We start from the raw sequence: 23,839 nt of genomic DNA on the forward strand, positions 1-23,839 counted from the left end.
TCCTTAATTTTTTGAGGTTACTAAATTATTGATGGCGTCCGCATGGCGGTTTTTACTTTTAAATTTTACCGCCAGCTTATCGAAGGCAGCATACACAACCGGAACAACAATCAGTGTAAGAAATAAAGAACTGATGAGTCCGCCGATAATCACCCAGGCTAAGCCATTGTTGAGCTCGGCTCCGGCACCATTGGCCAAAGCAATAGGAACCATACCAATAACCATAGCTATAGTCGTCATTAAAATAGGGCGTAACCGGGCGTGATTGGCATTCACCAGGGCATTAAAGGTATCTATGCCTTCCGCCTTTTGATGATTGGCATAATCGACCAGAAGAATCGCATTTTTAGCTACCAAACCAATAAGCATAATGATTCCTAAAATGGTAAATATGTTCAGCGCATTATTGGTAATTGCCAATGCCCAAAGTGCCCCAATAAAAGAAAGTGGAATGGAAAATAGTACGACGAACGGGTATAGATAACTGTCATATAACACCACCAGAATAAGATAGACCAGTATAACAGCTGCCAATAAAGCGATGAGTAAAGTTCCGAAGCTATCCGACTGGTTTTCCATATCGCCGCCCCAGATATAACTTACGCCATTGTCCCGCGGAATCTTAGCAAAAGCTTCTTCCCAATCGGCAGCAATATCGCCAGAAGGTCTTCCTGCCGCTTGTGCAGAAATAGTTACTGCGGCACTTTTGTCCCGACGTTCCAAAAAACTAGGCCCAGTACCTTCCGTAATAGTCGAAAATTGGGAGAGTTGAACCCGTTTGCCTTCAGCATTCACAAAAGAAATATCGCGCACATCCTGAATAGACAACCGATGCCCTGCATTGTATTTAATGTTGATGTCATACTCATAAGCCCCGGCGCGAAATTTCCCATCGGTATTGCCGTTAAAAGCGGTTTGCATAGCCATTCCCACATCCTGCAATCCAATCCCTAAAGCCGCCATTTTATCCCGGTCTATGGAAACCTGTACCTCAGGATTCCCTTTTTCTGCACTGCTTTTTATTTGGGTAGCTCCCGGAACTTTTGCCAAAGAATCCAGGGCTTTTTTAGAAAATTCCAAAGCATCTGCATAATTGGGAGCGGTAATGGTCAAGGATATGGGGGCGTCATCAGCGCCCCCTACAATACTTACCGTAGCGGTTTTAATTTTTACCCCAACCAGGGTTTGTTGTAATTCCCGTTTTATTTTGGCAGCAAAAACAGTGGTTTTATCTTCCCGCTTGGCTTTATCGACTAAGGCTACCGTAATTTCAGATTTAAAAGGGGTTTCCTGAGTACTGAATGTTCCATCGCTGCTTTGCCCCACAGTAGTGACTAAGCGGTTAACTTCAGGATGTTGACTCAGTATTTTTTCCGCTTTTTGAGTGGCCAGATTCGTGGTTTCCAAAGAAGCATCTTTGTTGAGTTCCAATTGTACCACAAACTGTCCGCGATCTACCGGAGGAAGGAATTCCCCACCGATAAAGCCCATTACCAAAAGCGTACACGAACCTATAAATAATACCATCACAATCAGGGTGGTTTTGCCTTTGTGAACCAACGACCATTTTAATAAACCACTTACCAAATGGGTGAATTTATCCAGTCCTTTTTCAAAGCCCAAAATGATTCTTTCAAAGAAATTTTTACCGGTGATTTTTCCTAGTTTGCCGAAGCGGGAAGAAAGCCAGGGAACAATCGTGAAGGAAGAAAGTAAGGAGAATAAGGTCGCCAGGATAACAGTAACACAAAATTGCGCAATTAAATCGGAAACCAATCCGGTACTCATCGCGATTGGCAGAAATACCACCACAATAACCAGGGTAATTGCTGAAACGGTAAACGCAATTTCTATCATCCCGTCATAAGCGGCCTGCACCCGGTTTTTTCCCATTTCCATATGGCGGTAAATGTTTTCTAATACTACAATGGCATCATCTACCAGAATACCCACCACCAGCGAAAGGCCTAATAAACTCATCAGGTTGAGCGTATATCCCAAGAGATACATCCCTATAAACGTGGCGATAAGCGATGCGGGAATGGAAACCATTACAATAAAAGCGTTACGTATGGTATGCAGGAAAAACAACATTACCACCGCGACCAATACCACCGCTAAAATTAAATCGTGCATTACCGCATCAGAGGATTGTAAAGTAAATTCACTGCTGTCATCTACAACGGGCAATTTCACCTGATTGCCGGCATACTGCGCCTCCATTTCTTCTAAACTGCGGTGAATGGCTTCGCTCACTTCTACAGCATTGGCATCTGACTGTTTCATTACCTGCATTATAATGGCATCTTTGCCATTAACACGGGCAATTTTATTTATCTCCTTTTGGGTATCCCTTACTTCAGCGATATCGCGTACCCGAACCTGAATTCCATCGGTGGAGCTCACCACCAAATTGCGTAGCTCCTCCACATTTTCATACTTACCCGATAAACGGATGAGCACCCGATTGTGCCGGGTCTTTAAATTTCCGGTAGGATAATCAATATTTGAAGCTAAAATAATGCTGACCACCTGGGGCAAGGTCAGATTGAAGCCTTTTACTTTTTCAGGATCAATATTCACTTGTATTTCTCTTTCAGAACCTCCAATCACAGTGACCTGGCCTACGCCTTTGGTACTGGAAAGTACCGGTTTTATTTTTTTATCCAATAAATCGTAGAATGCTGTTTCTTCCATATTGGCAGTGGCACCAATGGTGATAATGGGCAGATCACTAAGCGAAAATTTGCTGAGTGACGGCGGGTCTACATCTTCCGGTAAGTCTTTTTCAATCGCATTTATTTTACGCTGCGCATCATTCAAAGATTCATTCTCATCGGCATCGGAAGTCAGGGTTAAACTTACGGTGGAAAGCCCTTCAAAAGATTTCGATTCTATTTTTTTGACATTTTCTACCGAAGAGATGGCATCTTCTATTTTCTTGGTCACCGAGTTTTCCACTTCACTGGAAGAAGCTCCGGGATATGGAGTGGAAATGGTAATTAAATTGAGGCTGAATTTTGGTAACAATTCATAGCCTAACCTACTGTAGCTATAAAGTCCGCCTAAAATAAGAATGGTGAAAAGAACCACTACAATCGTGGGACGTTTGATAGGTATTGCTGCTAATTTCATATCTTTTTTATTGAATAATTTGTATAGCAGATTGATCTTCTAAATTGATCTGTCCGCTGGTCACAACCACATCCCCAAGCTGTAAACCATCAAGAATTTCTACCTGATTATTGAAGTTTTTTCCTGTTCGTACTTTTTGCAGGTGCACTTTGTTGTTTTTTACCACAAAAACCTCACTTTCGCCCAAACCTTCGGTAAAGGCATTGCGGGAAATAACGCTTATCGGCTGTAATTCTTCGGAAGAGAAATTGAAAATGGCCGTGGCGTACATTCCGGCTTTTAAAGGATGATTTTGCCTATTTTGTAAGGTGATTTCTACCGGAAAATTAAGGGAACCATCTGCTTTTGCGGCCACAAAAGATACGTTGCCGGTAAATGTAGTATCGGGATAAACGTTTAATTGAATCTGTGCTTGCTGCCCTGCACGAATATTAGAAACCTGTAGTTCCGGGACGCTTACCAGGAGTTTTAAAGTAGTGATATCTACAATTTCAAAAAGGGACGTACCCGTATTTACAACAGCTCCCGTTTCTACGAATTTTTTATTGATCACACCGTTTATCGAAGCCTTAATGCGGGTATCTTCCATATCCAAATTGGCATTTTCCAAGCTTGATTTCGCGTTGTTCAACTGCAATTGCATTTGTTCTAATTGCTCCTGGGTTACTCCGCCTGTCTTGTATGCCCGTTGGTAACGTTCATAATTCTCAAAGGCATTTTGGTAGTTGGCATTGGCATTCTGATAGGATACCTTGGCCTGATCTTTTTTAAGATAAGCCAGGGTTTGTCCTTTTTGTACCTGGTCGCCCTCTTTGACCATAATTTTTAAAATGGTGCCTGAAGTTTCCGGGGTGACGATGAGTTCCTGTTCTGGTTTAAACGTTCCGTTACTCCTGTAGCTGAGTTGTGGGGTAATGCATTTTACCGTATCTACCTTAACGCTAATGGCATGGTTCTTTTGAGTAATCAAAGCGGTTTCCTGCTGATTTTGTGCTTTGTTGGAAAGAAGGATGTATATCGCCCCACCAAGGACTATGGCACCAATGAGTATGCTGTATATTATTTTTTTCATTTTCTGCTTATTTTAAGAGGGTTTGTAATTCACCTTTTGATTTTAAATAGTCGAGTTGCGCCAGGCGATAATCGAGTACCGCCTTGTTATAATTATTTTGTGCTTCGATCAGGGAAGTTTCGGCATCCAGAACATCGGTCAACGGAGCGAGCCCGTTCGTGTAGTTGTTCTGAATATCTTCGACCACTTCTTTTGCCAGCACGACATTTTGCTGCTGATTTTCTATCGTAATCTCACTAGTTCTGATTTGATTTTTCGCGTTTTCGAAATCTGCCCGAAGCGATAGTTCTTTATCTTCTATGTCCAGTTGAATGGTTTCCACATCTAGTTGTGCCTGTCTTATCTTGGCGCGTGTTTTCAACCCTGAAAAAAAGGGGATGTGCAGGTTAAGGGTGATACTGGAATAATCCGTCCAGTACACCTGTTGGGTTTCATCCTTTCCAATGGGGAAGGTATCGCCTAAACCCTGGTAATGATATTGAGCGCTAAGACCAAGTGTAGGATAATTGGCCGCCTTGCTTTCCTGTAACGCATAGTTGCGTAACTCTTTCTCTTTCGTTAGCGATTGATAGGCGTTGAGTGAACTGACGTCAAAGGTTTCTTTTTCAATTTGAGGTAGGAGGGGAGAGGACTCTTCCGTTAAAGTAATCATCCTTTCAATAGGCAAACCGGTTAAAAACTTAAGGGTGTTTTTACTGATTTGAATGGAATTCTGAAGTTCTTGTTGCTGCGCCTGAAGGTTAGCCACTTTTACCTGAATGCGCTTGACATCTATTCCTTTCGCCAGTCCGTTTTCAAATTGACTTGTAATGATTTGCTGAATCTTTACAGTGTTTTGATACGTGGTATCTACCGCAGTCAGATTGGCTTGTAAAATGAGGGTGTGGTAATATTGTGAAGCTACTTTTTCGATTACATTTTCTTCGGTAAGTTGCTGATTGATTTGGTAAAACTCCCGGCTAGATTTTGCCGCTTTCAATCCGATAAAAACCGATTGATCAAATAATTTCTGAGTTAAATTAATTCCACCATCGGCATTCCATTTTTGTCCTAAAGGAGCCATTACTACGGTGCCGGGTTCTCCCAGAATTTCACCGGGCAAAGCGGTTTCCTGAAGAATCGGATTATTAATTAGGTTACCATCTAAAGCTATGGTGGGCAATATTTCCGCCCTTTTTTCCAGAATTTGATAAGCACTTTTGGAGATATCCAACGCTGCCTTTTTAGCATCCGCTTTGTGTTCAAGCGCATAATTCAGCGCGTCTTTTAAGGATAGCTCCTTTGATTCCTGAGCATTTGCTATCAGAAAAGCATTCATCAGTACTCCGAAGAGCAAGTGTAGTTTTTTATGCATTTTCATTCTTTTCATAGTTTAACCCGACTGTTCGGTATGTATAGGGTGAAAAATATTTATATTCTAATTCATATTAATAACGATATTAAAACCGACCATTCGGTCTGTAATATATTAAATTTTTTTAGGTTTTTATACTATCATAAAGACTGTCCCATACACTTTTAACTTCATCAAGAAGTTCGGTCGAGCTGCTTATCATTACCATATGCAAGGCGATGCCATCACTGCTATATACAAATTGTTTCGCTAAATTTTTTGGAGAGAATTTAGGGGTAATTTCTCCTGTACTAATCGATTTTTTAATGATTTTCTCCCAAGCCTTCAGTTCTTCTTCAATTCTTTCCTTTTGTTGTCTTTTAATATCCGGCAACAGTCGAAGGGCATCAAACAAAATATAATATATGTTATTGGGCACATCGCCTTCAAAAGTTTCTTTATACCATCGATGAATCATTTTATCCCTATTTTGCTGAATCTCTAAATTAGCCTGATAAAAAGCATATAAAGAATCAGATGGTAAAGTTTCATAATCCAAATGAAGCATTTGTCTGAAATAAACGTCTATGACTTCTTTAAATACCTCTTCTTTACTGCTGAAATAATGATAAAAAGCCCCTTTTGAAAAGCCGGAATTCTTTACGATTTCGTTCATCGTTACTTCTTTAAATCCTTTCTGTAAAAACAGGAGCAAAGACGTTTTTAAAATATGTTCTTTAGAATCTTTCATAAAAACCGAACGTTTGGTATGCAAAGATAGGCAGATTTTTTTCCTAACCAAATTAATCTTATAATAAGTTGAATAATTGTAAAGAATTTGAAAATTAATAACACGATTCAGGGCATCATTACTATTCTTATTAATAAAAATAGCTTGATATTTTATGATGGTAGTTATCGAGGAGTGCCTTTAATTTTCTTGAAGTATCAAAGTCAAACCATTTCAGTACTAATATGTTACCAACGCTTATGCCAGCCCGATGCGGACAATTTTTTGTTTATTTTCAATTATATAGGTTGCATCCTCCAATTGCTGGACTTCCGTAGTAGTTAGGTCCAATCTTTTGAGACTCAGGAATTTTGATTTCTACTTTTCTTTTTTAAAAGTATATCTGCTAAAGACTGTGATATGGCTAGATTATAAAAAGTCCGTATTTAAAATAAGATAGTTTATGACTGTTCCGGGAGAACGCTAATTATTTTAAAAAAACTATCAAGGTTCTAAGTTATTTTAATAATTAACCAATTATAAATTTACTTATCTCCTCTATTTATTGGTGTTTCCTGATCAAGGAGTTTTGAGAAGTTTCATTCGGTTTGTACCTCGTTTCATCGTTGGTGAAAAATACATAACCATTATTTGTGTCAGCAGGAAAAAGATGCCCCGAGGAAAAATTATTAATGAAACCATTCTTCTTATATAGCCGTTTACTGTATTTTGATTTTATGATTCCAATCCCAAGCTCAACATTCTTTCCTTGGTTTATGAATTGATTTGAATGTCCAACATTTCGTTTTTTTTATTTTTTTCGTAAAAAACTCAAAAAGAGATAAATACAAGGATATCGACACCACTTTTTATTTTTTAAAATGGGTATCGATTTGGTGACTTTTTTATTTAATGTCAAATGAAACTAGATAAAATAAAAAACCCTGTAAATCATATGATTACAGGGTTTTTGATATCAAATGATATCATTTTAGTGGAGCCGGAGGGATTCGAACCCTCGTCCAAACAAGCAATCGCAATGCTTTCTACATGCTTAGAATCTGATTGATTTTCGATGTGTACCTGACCAGAAACCGCCCAATACACACTTATCTTCTTAAGGTTTTAGTGGTGCCACCAAAGCGAGCGGACACCCTTGTGTTGACTTTTCTGGTGCTCCTAAAAGAATCGCCGTCAACAAGGGCTATTCAGGAACATCTCGCTTCCCTACCTTGTAGGGACGAGGCTAAATCCTACTGTAATTCGGATTAAGCGGCAAGAGCGTAATTATTTTCGCCAATTAAAAGTGTGAAGTATGATATTAACGAGCTGTACCCCAGCGCTCGGCATGCTTACATTCCAACTGGTCTTGCTGTCAAAACCGGTCGGCCCCAATATGTTAATGAACTTCTTCGTTAAAAGTAGATGGGCATTCCCCTTTTTTGCAAAAGGGTCGGGGTTTCAGCAGTACACGGTACTTGCTTCTATCCCTGACGCAAATCCGATCTTCTTTCAAAACGCTAGAAATCTAATGCGGGCAGCAAAGCTAACAAAAGTTTGTGAACCGCTGTAATTCCTTTTACATTTATGCAATCTTTATACCAAAGCCCCATATGAAGTTCGGAATCATCAGAGAACGTAAAAATCCACCTGATAGACGCGTAGTGCTGTCGCCAAAAGCCTGTCAAAAAGTCGCAAAAGCCTATCCCAAGGCAGAACTCATCGTAGAACCCTCTCCCATCAGGGCCTATGCAGATGATGCCTATGTACAAGCAGGTATCACGGTGGCGGACAAAATGGAAAGTTGCGATGTCCTCCTAGGCGTCAAGGAAGTGCCCATCGATGCCTTAATACCCAACAAAAAGTACTTTTTCTTTTCCCATACCATAAAAAAGCAACCCTATAACCGAGATTTGTTGCAGGCTATTTTGGAGAAGCATATCGAGCTATATGACCATGAGGTCATCACCAATGTCCAAGGGCAGCGCGTTGTCGCTTTTGGAAGGTATGCGGGTATCGTTGGTGCGTATAATGGGTTTCGGGCATACGGACTCAAATACGACACTTTTCAGTTGCCCAAGGCCAATGATTTGCCAGACCAACCAGCGTTGATCGATGAGCTTAAAAAAATAAAGCTCCCCAATATCAAGGTTTTGCTGACCGGCAGGGGCAGGGTAGGCAATGGGTCTCGAGAAATGTTGGACGGCATGGGGATGCGACGGGTAACGGTGGCTCAATATTTAGAAGAGGAGTTCAGTGAACCTGTATACTGCCAAATAGATGCCGGAGAATACAATAAACGCAAAGACGGGGTCCGTGGTAACAAGGCTAACTTTTTTGCTCATCCGGAAGAATATAAGTCGAACTTTTTTCGCTTTGCCAAAGTGACCGATTTCTATATTGCAGGCCATTTTTACGGACAGGGAGCGCCCTATTTGTTCACTCGGGAAGATGTCAAGCATCCAGAATTTAAGATTAGGGTGGTGGCAGACGTTAGTTGTGATATTGATGGTCCCGTGGCTTCCACGATCAGACCGTCGACCATTGCCGATCCCATTTTCGGGTATGACCCGAAGTCAGAATCCGAGACCGATTTTAAGAATCCGGACGCTATTGCCGTAATGGCCGTGGATAATCTGCCTTGCGAACTTCCCCGTGATGCCAGTGAAGGTTTTGGGGAGGCGTTTATAAAAAATGTCATTCCCGCTTTTTTCAATGGGGATAAGGACGGCGTTTTAAAACGGGCCAAGATGACCCAAAACGGGAAACTGACAGAACGATATGCCTATTTACAGGATTATGTGAACAGTAATGACTAGTGATAATTTACGTGCTAGTTTCGTAACATTGGGATAGCACTGTTCTACAAGCCCAAAATCTACTGTAGTTATAAACTCTTTTTACGTTTAAGGAGAATCTTAATTAAGACTGGTCATAGTTCGTTCATGAACTTTTTCATAGCGCAGTAATACCTTTGGCAGACAAGGGAGAAAGATAGTTGCGTTTTGAGTTTTTTTTAAAATATGTTCTTAAGGTCTTTTGCTTATAAAAAAGAATTTTAAGAAATTTTATATGTAAATTCCTGTAAAATTTATCCCAAAAATTCATTTTAAACATTGTAGGGGTTTGCCATCTAGTCTAAAAAAAACACCTTACATCGAATTATCGGTCTACAAGCCTGTATACAACCTTACATTTAGACAGAATGTTGATAACCAACCAATCACCGTTTTCTTCTTTTATAGGTTGATAACTGACCAAAGTTTATGATGAAACTAACCATGCTTAGATGTGTAATTATTTGTACACTTTTTTTCAATGCAGCTACTTATAGTCAAACAAATCCTTGGCAAAAAATAAATACAGCGTCTTCAAAAACTACTTTTCAAAAAGATAGTCTTCGAACATTTCGATTGGATGCTAAATTACTGCTGCAAGCATGTGTAAATGCTCCGCAACGAATAGCGAAAAAAAAATCTGCCGTTATCATCAATTTTCCGAACCAAAAAGGTGATTTTACTGCATATACCGTCTATGAAAGTCAAATACTACATCCTGAATTAAGTAAAAAATATCCAGATATTCGTTCTTTCGTGGGAATGTCAGGTGATGGAAGCTCTTTACATTTTAGTTTTTCAGAGGCAGACGGTCTACATGGTTTTATTTATAATAATAAAGGAAACCCTCTGATTATTTCTCCATCAAAAATTGGGAGGCAATCCGAATATTTGGTGTTTGATTCGTCCATTGAAAAGAACATAATGGAATGTACCTTAGAAGAAATTTCCGGGAAAAGCCAATTTTTCTCTTCCACCACTTCCCGTAATGCAAACGATGGATATCTAAGAAAATATAGGTTGGCCCTTTCTACGACAGGCGAGTTTTCACAATATTTTTTAGATGGCACGGAGACTGATGATACGGAAAGAAAAACCAAAGTTTTGGCGGCCATGGTAGCCACAATGACACAGGTGAATGCAGTTTTTGAACGTGATTTTGCGGTCACGATGGAACTGGTTCCTGATACCGATGACCTTATTTTTTTGCAGCAAAGTACTGATCCGTATAACGGGAGCTATAATGGAGAATTGCAGAACATGTTAGATGCAACCATTGGTGCGGGTTCCTATGATGTGGGGCATTTGTTTGTGCTATCCTCTTCAGTTCATGGGAACGCTGGTTGTATAGCGTGTGTGTGTTCGGATGGTTCAAAAGGAAGTGCGTTTTCGGCTCATAATGCTCCAGAAACTGATGGTTTTGGCCTGTTGGTGATGCATGAAATGGGGCATCAATTTGGAAGTTATCACGTGATGGGCAGCCCTTATTGTAGAAGCGGGCTCAATAGTGAGGTAGAACCAGGAAGCGGCAGTACCATTATGAGTTATGCAGGTATTTGTTCGCCGAATGTGCAACAAGCATCAGATGATTATTTCAACTATGTCAACATTAGGGATGTTGGGGTTCATACGATCGAGCGAAGTAATTGTGCAGAATTGATTTCAATTTCAAATAATCCTCCTACCGCAAATGCTGGTGGTGATCATGTGATACCGAAGTCGACACCGTTCTTTTTAGAGGGTGAAGCCACTGACATCGATGGTGATGAAAGTCTAACTTATTGTTGGGAGCAGAATGACCCAGAAGTTCCGACATCAGGGGGAACCCCAAGTTCTAATTGGACACAAGGGGCTATATTCAGGTCGAGGCCTCCTACTCATACTCCCGTTAGATATTTCCCTCAATTGGATGATGTGCTTGAAAATAACCTTGCGCCTACTTGGGAAACCTTACCAAGTGTCGGTAGAACAATTGAATTAGCCTTCACCGTTCGAGATAATGATGTTGCGGGCGGGCAAACAGCATCAGATCTTATGCAGGTTACCGTCGACGGAAATTCTGGACCTTTTGAAGTCATTACACCCAATACGAATGTCACATGGGAATCGGGAGATACGGTTACCGTTAACTGGAACGTGGCCAATACAAACCAAGCTCCCGTAAATGTAAATTCGGTGTCACTATTTCTATCCACCGATGGATATAATTATAATATACCCTTGCTGGAAAATACCCCCAACGATGGCGAGGCGACTTTTGTTTTGCCAGCCATTCCAAATTCAACAGCTGCTCGTTTAATGGTCAAGGCGGTAGATAATATTTTCTATGCCATAAATCCCGATTATTTTACCACCCAAGCATCTGAATTCGTCTTGAATTTCAACGAACTATCTAACGATGTTTGTTCAGGTGAAGATACCCAATTCACATGTATGTATAGAACATTTCTCGATTTTGATGAGAACACCGTTTTTTCAATAGAGAATCTGCCAAGCGGTTTAAGGGCTACTTTTGACCCTGAAAATGTTACCGGACCACAAACGAGCGGCCAATTGGTTAATCTTTTGATTAGTGGAACGGAGAATTTGCAAGTGGGAAATTATGATTTTACGATAACGGGCACTTCAGCTTCCGTTACGAAGCAAGTATCGTTGACACTTCGGCTCTATGATCAAAATTTATCAACTCCTAACTTGTTATATCCAACTGACGGTGAAATTGGGATAAGTCCTTTAAATGCTTTTGATTGGCAGGAGGATGTCAATTCAACAGAATATCAAATTGAAATAGCCACAGATGCTAATTTTAATGAAATAATCGATTCCCAAAGTGTCCAAGAGAACAACTATACCTCTCAAGTACTTGCTTACGATACCCAGTATTATTACAGGGTCAAAAGCGTTAATACATGCGGGGAAAGTGGTTTTTCTTCAGTGAACATGTTTTCTACGGGGTGCCCAGCACCTCAAAACTTTACGATTGTTTTTACGGGGCCTTCCTATGCTGAATTGCAATGGGAAGATTCTTATGGGATTAATTGGGAATTGGAATATGGACCTTCAGGATTTGAACTTGGTACAGGTGCCCTGTTGAACGTTACAGGAAACAACATTACCGTTGACGGTCTGGAGTCTTCCACAGAATACAGTTTTTATTTAAGGCCCCAATGTCAATTTGGTGGAACCGGAGCAGCGGAAGGACCACTATTGACGACCACGCTAGAGGATTTTTGCGGAGGAGACCATTTTTATGATACTGGAGGGGCGGATGGAAATTATTCCAACAGAGAAAATTATACTAAGGTCATTTTACCGAATAGTCCAGATAATAGGGTGATGGTGCAGTTTAATTCTTTTCAACTGGAAGGCTGCTGCGATTATCTCGCCATTTATGATGGGAATAGTACTTCGTCTCCTCTATTAGGAAGATATAGTGGTAGGGCGGCCATTCCATTTTTAAAATCTACCCATTCTTCTGGAGCTCTGACCTTTGGTTTTTACTCAGATGGAAGCGCTACCTATTCAGGTTGGGATGCTACGGTAACCTGCGAAGCAAAACCAAATTGTAGTCCACCTAACGCACTGGTGATCAACAACAGAACTTCAAATTCTATAACCTTGGGTTGGAGCGAAACTGGAGGTTCGAATGAATGGCAAATAGAATATGGTGTACCCGGATTTATCATTGGTTCGGGTACCTCGGTATCTTCTAGGGTTAATCCTACAGTTATTGATGGGCTCGATCCCAATACTGCGTATGAGTTCTATGTTCGGTCGGGGTGTACGAAAGGTGGTAATAGCGATGAAAGCCAGTCCATTGAGGCAATTACATTATGTACCCCTTATACGGCACCATTTTACCAACAATTTTCAACCTATAATAAAGTTCCTGAATGTTGGAAGAATGATCTAGGGGAAACACCATGGCTGTTTAATACTCGTTCAGGTAATTTAGGAAGAGGCGGACGTACCACCGGAAATACGGAAAGTGGATATATTTTCGCATATGTAGACGATGGTTCTAATCAGGGAAGTGCAATTTTGGAAACACCTGATATCGATATCTCAACGTTGACCACGCCCGGACTTTCTTTTTTCCTTAACAGCCATAATGAAGGTGGGAACAACCTTGACTTTTCGGTAGAAGTGTACAATAGTGGGCAGATGGTTGAAGAGGTATATACGAATGCGACCAATACTTTGGGCTGGCAAGAGATATTCGTAGATCTATCTTTTCTACCTGAAAATATTGATGTGATCAGTATACGGTTTATTGCTGAAGAGAGCACCGACCATAGTTTTTATGACGATTTGGCCATTGATGATGTTCGTGTTGATGACCTAGGTGGGTGTTACCCTCCAAATATTACTGAAGATCAAATTTCCGTAACTACGAACACAATTGATATCAATTGGACCCCGTCGGGTAGTACGGCGACAGCATGGGAATTTGAATATGGTGAAAAACGGTTTATTCCTGGTAATGGCACCATAGTACGTACCACGGGCACCTCAATTACCCTAAACAATTTGAACTCTTATACCGAATATGATATCTATGTAAAAGGAACGTGTGATGCCAATGGAGATAATAGGAAGGGACCGTTTACGATAAGAACGAATGCCGATTACTGCGGGGGAGATAAATTTTACGACAGTGGAGGTCCAAACGACAGCTATTATAATAACGAGTCCTATACGGAAACCATTTACCCTCAAAATAGCGAAGATAGAGTGCGGGTCAATTTCCTTCGATTTTCACTTGCCTACAATGACTATCTAAGGGTTTACGATGGTCCTGATGAAAATGCTACACTTTTGGGCGAGTTGACCGGTTCTCAGAGTCCAAACCAATTCTTTTCGACCCATGAAACGGGTGCGCTAACGTTTTCGTTCCATTCCAATCAATATAATATTTACAGCGGTTGGGAAGCAGAAGTCATTTGTGAACCAAAACCAAATTGTTCCGCTCCCACACATCTCTTGTACTCCAATATTTTCAGTGACTCGGTTCAATTGCAGTGGCAAGAAAATGGTACTGCACAAAATTGGATTTTGGAATATGGTGCGCCAGGTTTTTTGCTGGGTACTGGAACCACAATAACAGCGGATAATATTTCCTTTACCTTATCAGGCCTAAATGAACAAACCGCTTATGAAATTTATGTAAAAGCTTCTTGTGAACCAAAAGAGGGATATAGCGATGTTTCGTCTCCTTTACAGATTCTTACAAGTTGTAGCCCTGTTAGTGCACCCTTCTATCAACCATTTTCCTATCGCCTCCCGGTTTGTTGGGAATATGGAGAGGATAATAGTGAAAATTGGATTTTCAGCCGTTATGGAAATAATGTAGGTAACAATGGCTCCCTACAAGGGAATACAGAAAGTGGGGGGTATTTCGCTTATGTAGATGACTCCTATGGGCACAGTTCGGGAACCACGCTGCAAACTCCACTAATAGATGTTTCCGGGCTTGAGAATCCAGGCTTGAGCTTTTACTTATTGAGCGATAATCAAGGAGGGACGAATGCTGACTTTTTTGTCCATGTTTTTGATGGGCAACAATGGAATGAAGCAGTTTTTCAAAGTAGCGAAAATACAATAGAATGGCAGAAAGTGTATGTTGATTTTTCGTCCTTGAACATTAGCGGCCCTATAAAAGTGCGTTTTGTGGTCGATGAGGTGGGAGAGGGAGAAACTGATGATGTCGCCATTGACGATGTGTTCATAGGGGAAATCCCAACATGCATTCCGCCTATTTTTACGAAAGCCGATACGCAAAAAGCATTTTCATCTATTCGTGTTTCTTGGAAAGAGATGGGCGATGCCACTAGTTGGATATTGGAATATGGTTTAAAAGGATTTAGACCCGGCAATGGTATTTCCGTTACTACGGAAGAACAATTTTATGAAGTGATCGGATTGAATAGCGGTACTGAATATGACTTCTATATTTCCAGCCTCTGTGATGTCGACGATGCTAGCCCAGCTACAGAAGCCTATTCGGTAAGCACCGAAACCGATTTCTGTAGTGGTGACCTTTTTTATGATTCTGGCGGCCCCGATGGAAATTATACCAATAATGAGAATTACATAAAAACCCTAACACCCAAAATTTTTGGTACTCCGGTTACCGTAGAGTTTTTGGAACTGTACCTAGAGAGTTGTTGTGATCGTTTATGGGTGTATGATGGTCCGGATACTAACTCTCGGCTAATAGGTGTGTATAATGGGTACCAATTGCCCCCGACCTTTACATCTTCACACCCATCGGGCAAATTAACGTTTAAATTCACCTCTGATGGATCGGGAACCGGATCAGGCTGGGTAGCACAGGTTTCATGCGCGTCATTATCGACCAATCATTTTCAAATTTTGGCAACGGATGAATCCTGTAAAACCTCCAATAATGGAAGTGTTAGTATTTCAGCACCTGCCTATGGAATTAACTATCGTGCCAGCTTGGATGGAAATGGAAATGTGGATGAAATTTCCTTTATGGAAACAGCAACGTTTGCAAATTTGGCGGCCGGTAACTATCGACTCTGTGTTGAACCCCCAAATAGCAATTCATATGTTCAATGTTATAATATAAATATCGATGAACCTGATGACCTTTATGTCACTTCATCAAAAAGTGTAACATCAGAAAAATTAAATTTACAAATGTCAGGCTCAAAGAAGTATTGGGTCACTTTAAATGGGGAGGAAATTGTTACCCATAGCAATATAATGGAGCTCGATTTAAAGTTTGGTAGAAATGATTTAATGATACGGTCTGATAAGGATTGTCAAGGTATATACAAAGAAACCTTTTACAGGTACGAAGACATTCATGTGTATCCTAATCCTGTTTTTGATGAAGAATTACACATTTTAAGGCCTCAAAGTACTTCTGATGAAATAGAAATCGAATTGTATACGATTAACGGTCAAATAGTGAGGTCTAAAACTTTTGGTCAGAACGAAAAGAATTTGGTTCTAGACATGCGTGGCCTACCTAATGCGGTATATTTTTTAAAAATTCTTGATGACAGCGGACAGGTGCGTGCAGATTTTAAAATTGTTAAGAAATAGGTGGTGTTTAAATAGGTTGATTAAAATAAAGAATAGAAATGTTAGAATGGAATAATGCAAAAAAAATGATTTTGTCCTGTATATTGGCCTTCATTTTAACCCTTGGTTGTAGCAAGGACGGTGAAGCTCCAGCCCCAGCTCCGAGTCCTCCCTCCAATCCCGATTCTGGTAATGGTGAAACTAAAAGCCCAACTTCCGTTGAGTTGGTATTTCCCTTTAAAGATTCCCAGTGTGAAGAGGGAAGTCAAATCACTGCCGAGGAGAGTACCGTTACCTTTGAATGGAAAGAGTCCGATTATACGGATTCCTATGGTTTAACAATAAAGAACCTCAATTCTGGAGCTATTGCTAAATATGAGACGAATGGGGTAAACCTACCAATTCGTTTGCAGCGCGGAGTTCCGTACGAATGGTATGTAACCTCCGTGTCAAGTGAAGTATCCAGTATTGGGAAAAGCGAGATATGGCGCTTTTACAATCAAGGCGAGGGAATTGAAAATTATATTCCTTTTCCAGCACAAGCTGTAAACCCATTGGATAATACAAGGATTAGCGAGACTTCTATAGTTTTGGAATGGTCTGGGTTGGATATCGACAATGATATAGTCGGTTATGATGTTTATTTTGGAACCAGCAACCCTCCAACAACTTTAGTTTTGAGCAATAGTTTGGAACGTCGAATTTCAAACATCAGCGTATCGGTCGGAAAATACTATTGGTTCGTGGTCACGAATGATAGTGCAGGCAATACATCAGAATCGCAAATTTTTAATTTTAAGGTACAATAAACAAACGAAGACCTATACTGACAATAACCAATTACATATTTGCTTAACTGCTATTTTTCGATAGAAGGTAACTATTGTGTTTTGACATAGTTTGCATGACTTACAATAGTTAGCTTACGGTATATTATTCCTATTTTTTTGTGAGATTAGGATTAAGTGTCCATACGGCTCAATAATTTCAATGCATCTTCGGTGTTACTTTATATTGATATTCCATTCAATGACAGGCTGCATTTTCTGAGCCGTAAAGCAGCCCAACGCTTTTAATTTTAAAGTGATCTGCTTCTTTTCTTCAAGGGTTTTCACCAATAATTTCTTTGTTTCTCCAGCTGCTATTTCAAATACAGGGGAGCTGTCATAAAAGGTATATTCAGATTCATTCTGAAACAATAGATTGCTGCTGGTCTCATTTTTTAGTTCCAGTTCAAGAACTTGGGTGTTGTCAATATAGTTTGCTTTTTCAATGCTTATACTTGCTTTTAGCAGGGGCTTCAAAAACTCCTCTTTCCCTACTAATAAATCATTGTAAACTGCAACAGTGCGACCGGCGAATAATGCCTCTTGAATACTTTCAAGACCTTTTTCCTTTGCAAAAACCAACGTAATAGGTCTGTTATTTCCCTTTTCGGTATAATCCCAATCAATCAATCCGTGAATATCGCTTGTTCCAATAATGGTGAGATTATTTTCCAAAGCTAACGCCAAAGATTCCTGCGCATAATCGACAGAATTTATAACTTCAATACCATGCAGTTCTCCTTTTTTGATGCGTTCTTTTTGAAAATCGCTTAAAATAGGATTTCCTTTAGGGGTTTGCGCATACCACGCCGGGTGGTTCCAGAATACAAACGCATTTTGTTTTTTAGCTTCGGTAAAAGCATCTTCAGCATTATCCTGTAAGATTGAGTTGGCGTCTTTAATAAACACCGCATTGTTATGGCCGATAGGCTCACTTCGGGTAATCTCCGATCCGTGAATGATCAATAAATCATGCGCTTTAGCTTCGGCCAAGGCGATTTCGTAAGATCTATTTCTATCGGGATGGGGAATATCTTGTTTGTGGGGTTGGTACTCCAAATGTTCGGTCAGGGAAATGGCATCCAGATTGTCGCGTAAGGCTTCCATTACGCGTATATTCGGCCAAACATTTCCATCTGAAAAAACGGTATGTATGTGTAAATCGGCCTTAATGCTTTTATAGCCAGGGATATCTGGAAATGAAAGCGGCATGGAACTGGAATGACTGTGTTCCTGACCGAAAGTAATGATTGAAAAAAGAAATAGCAGTGAAAATAACGGTTTGGTTTTCATACAAAGTTCATTTGTCCAAATGTATTAAAACCAAACCGTTTAGGTAACGTTCTTATGTATGATGAAGTTTAAATAATGGTTAATTGATCAAGGAAACCCCAACGCCAAATGTGGTCTGTCTATGATTGTAATCAATGAGGGTTTCACCGTATCCATCAAATAATTGCAAGTGACCGCTAAAGTTTTTGAATATGGGGAATGACCAGTTCAGTTGAACACTTCCCCTGCTCTTATTACCGAATCTTAACGAGTGTCTTGCGATGGCCCTGAACCGTTGCCGCCCCCAATCATAGACCACATTTGCTTCGGCCCTACCTATAAAATCTGAAATATTCTCGTTGTCATCTAGCTTGCTGCCCAACCGTAACCAAGGTTTTAGCACCACTTGCCAATTGTTACGCTCAAAACCTGCATGGAGGGCCAAGCGGTTCCAACTTCTGGAGATGGGGTCAGATTGTCCGTTAGATTCGTGGATTAGTGAAATTCCTACCATCTTCGTTTCAAAACCTAGAAAGGGAAATTTTACGGGAAAATTGGCGATAATTTCGGGCTGATAGTTTAATTCTCGAAAAGGTCTGGATCGTTTTTTATTATAAATCTGCCAATAGGCAGTTTGTGAGTAGCCCATCCATAGATCCATTTTTCCTTTGAACATTTTATGGAAGATTTTCGTCTTCAAGCTTAATTGAAATTTAGCTTCAATGGGATCCAGGTCAAAAGTCGCTTCGGGTATTTTATTTGAATTCTCTGCTACTGGAAAATTATTGGTATTCGATGAGAATTTTGCGACGCTTAGGTAAATGGGCTTGTACGAGGTGATTATAAAAGTCCCCCTGTGGTACTCATCCTCCAGTTCCCACATTTCTGAAAGGCTTTTGCTGTTCTTGAAAATCCAATCTTCACGTTCGTTGTCTTGGGCCAAACTACTGACTGCGCAAAGAAAAAAAGTTGATAGAATGGTTTTCAAGAGTAGGTTCTTAAACATAGGGGATTTTTAATATGCAAAATTATATATTTGAAGCAGAGTAATGATAGTATCTTTGTTTAATTGTACGTAATCGTTAAGGAGGTGAATCCGGCAGAAGAATACATTCTAAATCAACCAGAACCTTATAGAAGTATCATCTTGCATCTGCGAATGGTAATCGAACGAATTTTACCAGATGCTGAGTTAAAATACAAATGGAACATACCTTGTTTTTATATAGGCACGTCACCTATTTGCTATATAAACGCATCCCATAAAAAACAATTTGTGGACTTAGGTTTTTGGAATTCGGCACACCTTACACGTCATTTAGATGTTTTGGTCTCTGAAAAACGAAAGGTTGTACGTTCTTTACGATATGCTTCGTTGGACGATGTTAATGACCTTATTTTAGCCGATGTGCTGCATGATGCTTATGCCATTAAAAATAACGGGTTTTACAAACGCAAAGATCGAGATTAAAATTGATTGAGCACGGCTCTAAGTGCAACCAAATCTGTCAGCAGTTTTTTAAGCAAACCTAAATCTAACATATTGGCACCATCACTTTTGGCATTGGCACAATCAAAATGAGTTTCTATGAAAAGTCCGTCAACGCCGGCAGCGATACCCGCTCTGGCCATTGTTCCGATAAGTGCAGGTCTTCCTCCGGTAACCCCAGCAGATTGGTTGGGTTGTTGTAGGGAATGCGTAACATCTAACACCACCGGCGCATATTGCTTCATAGTGGGTATGCCACGAAAATCAACGATCATATCTTGGTAGCCGAACATGGTTCCCCGATCCGTAATGATGGCTTTATCATTTCCGGTTTCGGTCACTTTGTTGACGGCGTGTTTCATACTTTCCGGACTCATAAACTGGCCCTTTTTGATATTTACGGTCTTACCTGTTTCAGCGGCGGCCACGACCAGATCGGTCTGGCGGGCCAAGAATGCGGGAATCTGCAAAACATCTACATATGCTGCGGCCATCGCAGCATCTTGCTCTGTATGGATATCCGTAACCGTAGGTATGTTAAAAGTCTCGGATACTTTACGTAAAATTTTCAATGCTTTTTCATCACCAATACCAGTGAACGAATCGAGTCGACTTCGGTTGGCTTTTTTAAAGCTACCCTTAAAAACATACGGTATTTTTAGCTCATCGGTTACTTCCACGATATGTTCGGCTATACGCAGTGCCATAGCTTCCCCTTCAATGGCGCATGGCCCTGAAAGTAAAAAGAAGTTATTGCTGTCGGTATGTTTTATCTGGGGAATCTTGGTCAAGTCCATCTCATAAATTTTTGATAAAGATAGTATTATTCCATGGTTTTGTTTTTAGATTTAAACGCAACAACCATTCGTCAATATGAAAAAAATCTTCTTTGGTCTCCTTGCTTTCGCAGCTTTTACGGTACAGGCTCAGATTAGGGGTGTAACGGAAAAAGGCTCTGGACTCGTGAATTTGGAACCACATCAAATAACACTCAATTTAATCAATCCTGGTATCAGCTACGAAATAGGCTTGTTCAGGAACGTAAGTGCTTCAGCGGCCACAGGTTTTGGTTTGGCCAGCTATGAAGAGGGCTATGCTTTTGGCTATGCCTTACACAATAGAGTGAGGTATTACCATAATTTTAATAGACGATTGGAGATGGGTAAAAATGTATCCGGAAATTCTGGGAATTATGTAGCGTTGTCAAACACCATTTTCTTTTCGCAGCTTAGGGTGGCTACGGATATCGAAGGTCCTAAGGATTTTAATGTAGGATTTTATGGAATGCTTTATGGCGTTCAGCGTACCTATGAAAAGGGATTTAATTTTAATGCCGAATTTGGTGCTGGCTACTATAAGGGTGACGGTGTGCCTAGCGGTTACGGTCCGCTTTTGAATTTCACCTTCGGATGGGTGCCCACCAAACGGAAATCTAGGATACCTGTTTTTGATTAATGCTTTTGGCCTAAAATTTGACACCTATCCAATTCACAAAAACAACAATCAAACCTTATGAAAACATCTTTTTTAGTGACGATGGTATTCAGTTCCATCGCCTATTTAAATGCGCAGTCCAACAGCATGGTCGAGGACGGACTTTTTAAAATCAACGCTTTGGTTCCGGGAGTCTCCTATGAATTTGGTGTGGATGATCGAACTACGATTAACCTAGATGCTACTGTTGGTTTTGCGTTAAATGGTGGCTCTGACCGGGAGACCAGTTTTGGTTTGTATCCAGGATTTGGAGCTGAGCTTAGAAATTATGTCAATTTTGATAGACGGATCCGAAAAGGGAAAAATATTACCGGAAATACTGGAAACTATATTAGCTTTTTAAATCAGTTTCAGCTTGGTAAACCTGTAATTGGAGGTTTGGAGTATAGCTCTTCTTACTTTTATAATGTAGCTGCGGTTTATGGATTGCAAAGAACGTATAGTAAAGGGTTTTACTTTAATTTGGGTTTTGGACCAGCTGTCTTTTTTGATGAATTTGATAAAAATGCAGGCCTATTGATTGACGCCAGAATTGGTTGGGTCATCGGTGGCAGAAAAAAGTAGTACTAACTTTCGTAAACCCTCTCAAAATCAATAAGATAAAAATAACATAAGTTTAATTGTATCTATTGAATTTTGAAGTATCTTTGCACGCTTAAAATAGACCTTATGTCCAATACTAAAAATATCGCGATTATCGCACACGTTGACCACGGTAAGACCACCTTGGTAGATAAAATCATGTACTACTGTAGCTTGTTCCGTGAGAACGAGAACACGGGAGATTTAATATTGGATAATAATGATTTGGAACGGGAACGTGGTATCACCATTACTTCTAAAAACGTTTCGGTCATATTTAAGGGTACGAAAATCAATATAATCGATACTCCCGGTCACGCCGATTTTGGTGGTGAAGTAGAGCGTGTATTGAACATGGCAGATGGGGTATTGTTGTTGGTAGATGCTTTTGAAGGCCCTATGCCACAGACCCGTTTCGTTTTACAAAAAGCGATCGATTTAGGTTTGAAGCCTTGCGTGGTCATCAATAAAGTGGATAAGGAAAATTGTACCCCAGAAGAAGTACATGAAAAAGTGTTCGACCTAATGTACGAACTGGGTGCTGAAGAGTGGCAATTGGATTTCCCTACCGTCTACGGTTCTGCGAAGAACAATTGGATGAGCGATGACTGGAGAAACGAAACTGACAACATTGAGCCACTTTTAGACATGGTTATCGAGCACGTACCTACTTTTGAACCAAAAGAAGGGAACACGCAAATGTTGATCACTTCTTTAGACTTCTCTTCATTTACCGGTAGAATTGCAATAGGTAGATTGCAACGAGGAACTCTAAAAGAAGGTCAACAGATTTCTTTGGTAAAACGTGATGGAAGCATCGTAAAATCTAAAATAAAGGAACTTTACGTTTTTGAAGGCCTTGGCCGTAAAAAAGTAGAGGAAGTTGAGGCAGGCGATATCTGTGCGTTAGTAGGTGTTGAAGGATTTGAAATCGGTGATACCGTTGCCGATTTGGAAAATCCAGAAGCATTAAAGACTATCGCAATCGATGAACCGACCATGAGTATGTTGTTTACTATCAATGATAGTCCCTTCTTCGGACAGGATGGTAAATTCGTGACTTCTAGACATATTAAAGATCGTTTAGCAAAGGAATTGGAAAAAAACTTGGCCCTTCGCGTAAATGAAACCGACAGTGCTGATAAATTCTTGGTTTTCGGCCGTGGGGTCTTGCACCTATCTGTTTTAATCGAAACCATGAGACGTGAAGGTTACGAATTGCAGATTGGGCAACCACAGGTAATCATCAAAGAAATCGACGGGGTTAAATGTGAGCCCATCGAACATTTGACCATAGATCTACCAGATGAAGTTTCGGGTAGGGCGGTTGAAATGGTTTCTATCCGTAAAGGTGAGATGACCAAAATGGAAGCAAAAGGTGATCGTATGTTATGTGAGTTCGAGATTCCATCACGTGGAATTATCGGACTTCGTAACCAATTGTTGACGGCTACGGCAGGTGAAGCTATAATGGCGCACAGATTCTTGGAGTACCAACCCATGAAAGGCGATATTCCACAACGTCAAAACGGTTCGCTAGTTTCTATGGAAAGAGGAAAAGCGATTCCTTATTCAATTGATAAATTACAAGATCGCGGTAAGTTCTTTGTAGATCCAGGTGAAGATATTTATGAAGGTCAGGTAATCGGTGAAAACTCTCGTGGAGACGATATGACGGTGAACATTACCAAAACCAAAAAGTTATCGAACGTACGTTCTTCTGGAGCTGACGATAAGGCGAAAATTGTACCTGCCATTAAGTTTTCTTTAGAGGAAGCTTTAGAATATATTCAAAAAGACGAATATGTTGAGGTTACGCCTAAGCACTTACGACTTCGTAAAATATACCTTACGGAAAATGAACGTAAGCGAAATAAAATAGCATAGGTAAAAACTAATTTCAAGCCCCGTTCAACGGGGCTTTTTTATGCTCGAACATTAGTTAGGTTAGTAAGACTTCAATAAATGTAATTCTATTGCCTTTTGTGCTTTAAATAAATTAAACTTGGTAT

General features: G+C 40.2%; 14 protein-coding genes and 1 other RNA gene. 7 read left to right on the forward strand and 8 right to left on the reverse strand.

Annotated elements, in window-relative coordinates:
• Positions 1 to 3 precede the first annotated feature (3 nt).
• The 5 genes from ACNR9Q_RS07525 to ssrA form a co-directional block, all read right to left on the reverse strand.
• Complete coding sequence (locus tag ACNR9Q_RS07525; RefSeq protein WP_419213993.1) at positions 4 to 3,135, reverse strand: efflux RND transporter permease subunit; 3,132 nt, start codon at positions 3,133 to 3,135, stop codon at positions 4 to 6.
• A 7-nt stretch (positions 3,136 to 3,142) separates the two neighbouring features.
• Positions 3,143 to 4,207 carry an efflux RND transporter periplasmic adaptor subunit gene (locus tag ACNR9Q_RS07530; RefSeq protein WP_419213994.1) on the reverse strand — a complete coding sequence of 355 codons (1,065 nt, stop codon included), beginning with the start codon at positions 4,205 to 4,207 and terminating at the stop codon, positions 3,143 to 3,145.
• A 7-nt stretch (positions 4,208 to 4,214) separates the two neighbouring features.
• Positions 4,215 to 5,576: a TolC family protein gene (locus tag ACNR9Q_RS07535; RefSeq protein ID WP_419213995.1), complete on the reverse strand. Its 1,362-nt coding sequence runs from the start codon at positions 5,574 to 5,576 to the stop codon at positions 4,215 to 4,217.
• Between the two features lie 109 nt (positions 5,577 to 5,685).
• Entirely contained in the window at positions 5,686 to 6,291 is a 606-nt protein-coding gene (locus tag ACNR9Q_RS07540) for a TetR/AcrR family transcriptional regulator (protein WP_419213996.1), read from the reverse strand.
• Between the two features lie 971 nt (positions 6,292 to 7,262).
• Positions 7,263 to 7,663, reverse strand: a transfer-messenger RNA (tmRNA) gene (ssrA, locus tag ACNR9Q_RS07545).
• A gap of 220 nt (positions 7,664 to 7,883) precedes the next feature.
• Between ssrA and ACNR9Q_RS07550 the strand changes: the two genes are divergently transcribed.
• From ACNR9Q_RS07550 to ACNR9Q_RS07560, 3 genes are all read left to right on the forward strand, one after another.
• Positions 7,884 to 9,089, forward strand: a complete 1,206-nt coding sequence (locus ACNR9Q_RS07550) for an NAD(P)-dependent oxidoreductase (RefSeq protein ID WP_419213997.1) — start codon at positions 7,884 to 7,886, stop codon at positions 9,087 to 9,089.
• 447 nt (positions 9,090 to 9,536) lie between these two features.
• Positions 9,537 to 16,184 carry a fibronectin type III domain-containing protein gene (locus tag ACNR9Q_RS07555; RefSeq protein ID WP_419213998.1) on the forward strand — a complete coding sequence of 2,216 codons (6,648 nt, stop codon included), beginning with the start codon at positions 9,537 to 9,539 and terminating at the stop codon, positions 16,182 to 16,184.
• A gap of 38 nt (positions 16,185 to 16,222) precedes the next feature.
• Positions 16,223 to 16,972, forward strand: coding sequence for a hypothetical protein (locus ACNR9Q_RS07560; RefSeq protein WP_419213999.1), 750 nt, complete (start codon positions 16,223 to 16,225; stop codon positions 16,970 to 16,972).
• Between the two features lie 195 nt (positions 16,973 to 17,167).
• On the opposite strand, the gene ACNR9Q_RS07565 is transcribed toward ACNR9Q_RS07560, so the two are convergent.
• Together ACNR9Q_RS07565 and ACNR9Q_RS07570 are read right to left on the reverse strand one after the other, a co-directional pair.
• A complete protein-coding gene (locus ACNR9Q_RS07565) occupies positions 17,168 to 18,283 on the reverse strand; it encodes an Sb-PDE family phosphodiesterase (RefSeq protein ID WP_419214000.1) in 1,116 nt (371 codons plus the stop codon).
• Between the two features lie 79 nt (positions 18,284 to 18,362).
• Positions 18,363 to 19,268, reverse strand: a complete 906-nt coding sequence (locus tag ACNR9Q_RS07570) for a phospholipase A (protein ID WP_419214001.1) — start codon at positions 19,266 to 19,268, stop codon at positions 18,363 to 18,365.
• A gap of 63 nt (positions 19,269 to 19,331) precedes the next feature.
• On the opposite strand from ACNR9Q_RS07570, the gene ACNR9Q_RS07575 reads away from it, so the two are divergent.
• Complete coding sequence (locus ACNR9Q_RS07575) at positions 19,332 to 19,733, forward strand: DUF1801 domain-containing protein (protein WP_419214002.1); 402 nt, start codon at positions 19,332 to 19,334, stop codon at positions 19,731 to 19,733.
• On the opposite strand, the gene kdsA is transcribed toward ACNR9Q_RS07575, so the two are convergent.
• Entirely contained in the window at positions 19,730 to 20,548 is an 819-nt protein-coding gene (gene kdsA, locus ACNR9Q_RS07580) for a 3-deoxy-8-phosphooctulonate synthase (RefSeq protein WP_419214003.1), read from the reverse strand. The genes ACNR9Q_RS07575 and kdsA overlap by 4 nt on opposite strands.
• Positions 20,549 to 20,624: 76 nt before the next feature.
• On the opposite strand from kdsA, the gene ACNR9Q_RS07585 reads away from it, so the two are divergent.
• The 3 genes from ACNR9Q_RS07585 (at position 20,625) to typA (ending at position 23,714) form a co-directional block, all read left to right on the forward strand.
• Positions 20,625 to 21,206 (forward strand): hypothetical protein, encoded by a 582-nt coding sequence (locus ACNR9Q_RS07585; RefSeq protein ID WP_419214004.1) that lies wholly within the window; start codon positions 20,625 to 20,627, stop codon positions 21,204 to 21,206.
• Between the two features lie 57 nt (positions 21,207 to 21,263).
• Positions 21,264 to 21,809: a hypothetical protein gene (locus tag ACNR9Q_RS07590; protein ID WP_419214005.1), complete on the forward strand. Its 546-nt coding sequence runs from the start codon at positions 21,264 to 21,266 to the stop codon at positions 21,807 to 21,809.
• Positions 21,810 to 21,914: 105 nt separating this feature from the next.
• The gene (gene typA / locus ACNR9Q_RS07595) at positions 21,915 to 23,714 is read left to right on the forward strand and encodes a translational GTPase TypA (RefSeq protein WP_419214006.1); all 1,800 of its coding nucleotides are present in this window, start codon (positions 21,915 to 21,917) and stop codon (positions 23,712 to 23,714) included.
• Positions 23,715 to 23,839: the final 125 nt, after the last annotated feature.

Source organism: Maribacter sp. X9 (assembly GCF_048537565.1).
GTDB lineage: Bacteria > Bacteroidota > Bacteroidia > Flavobacteriales > Flavobacteriaceae > Maribacter.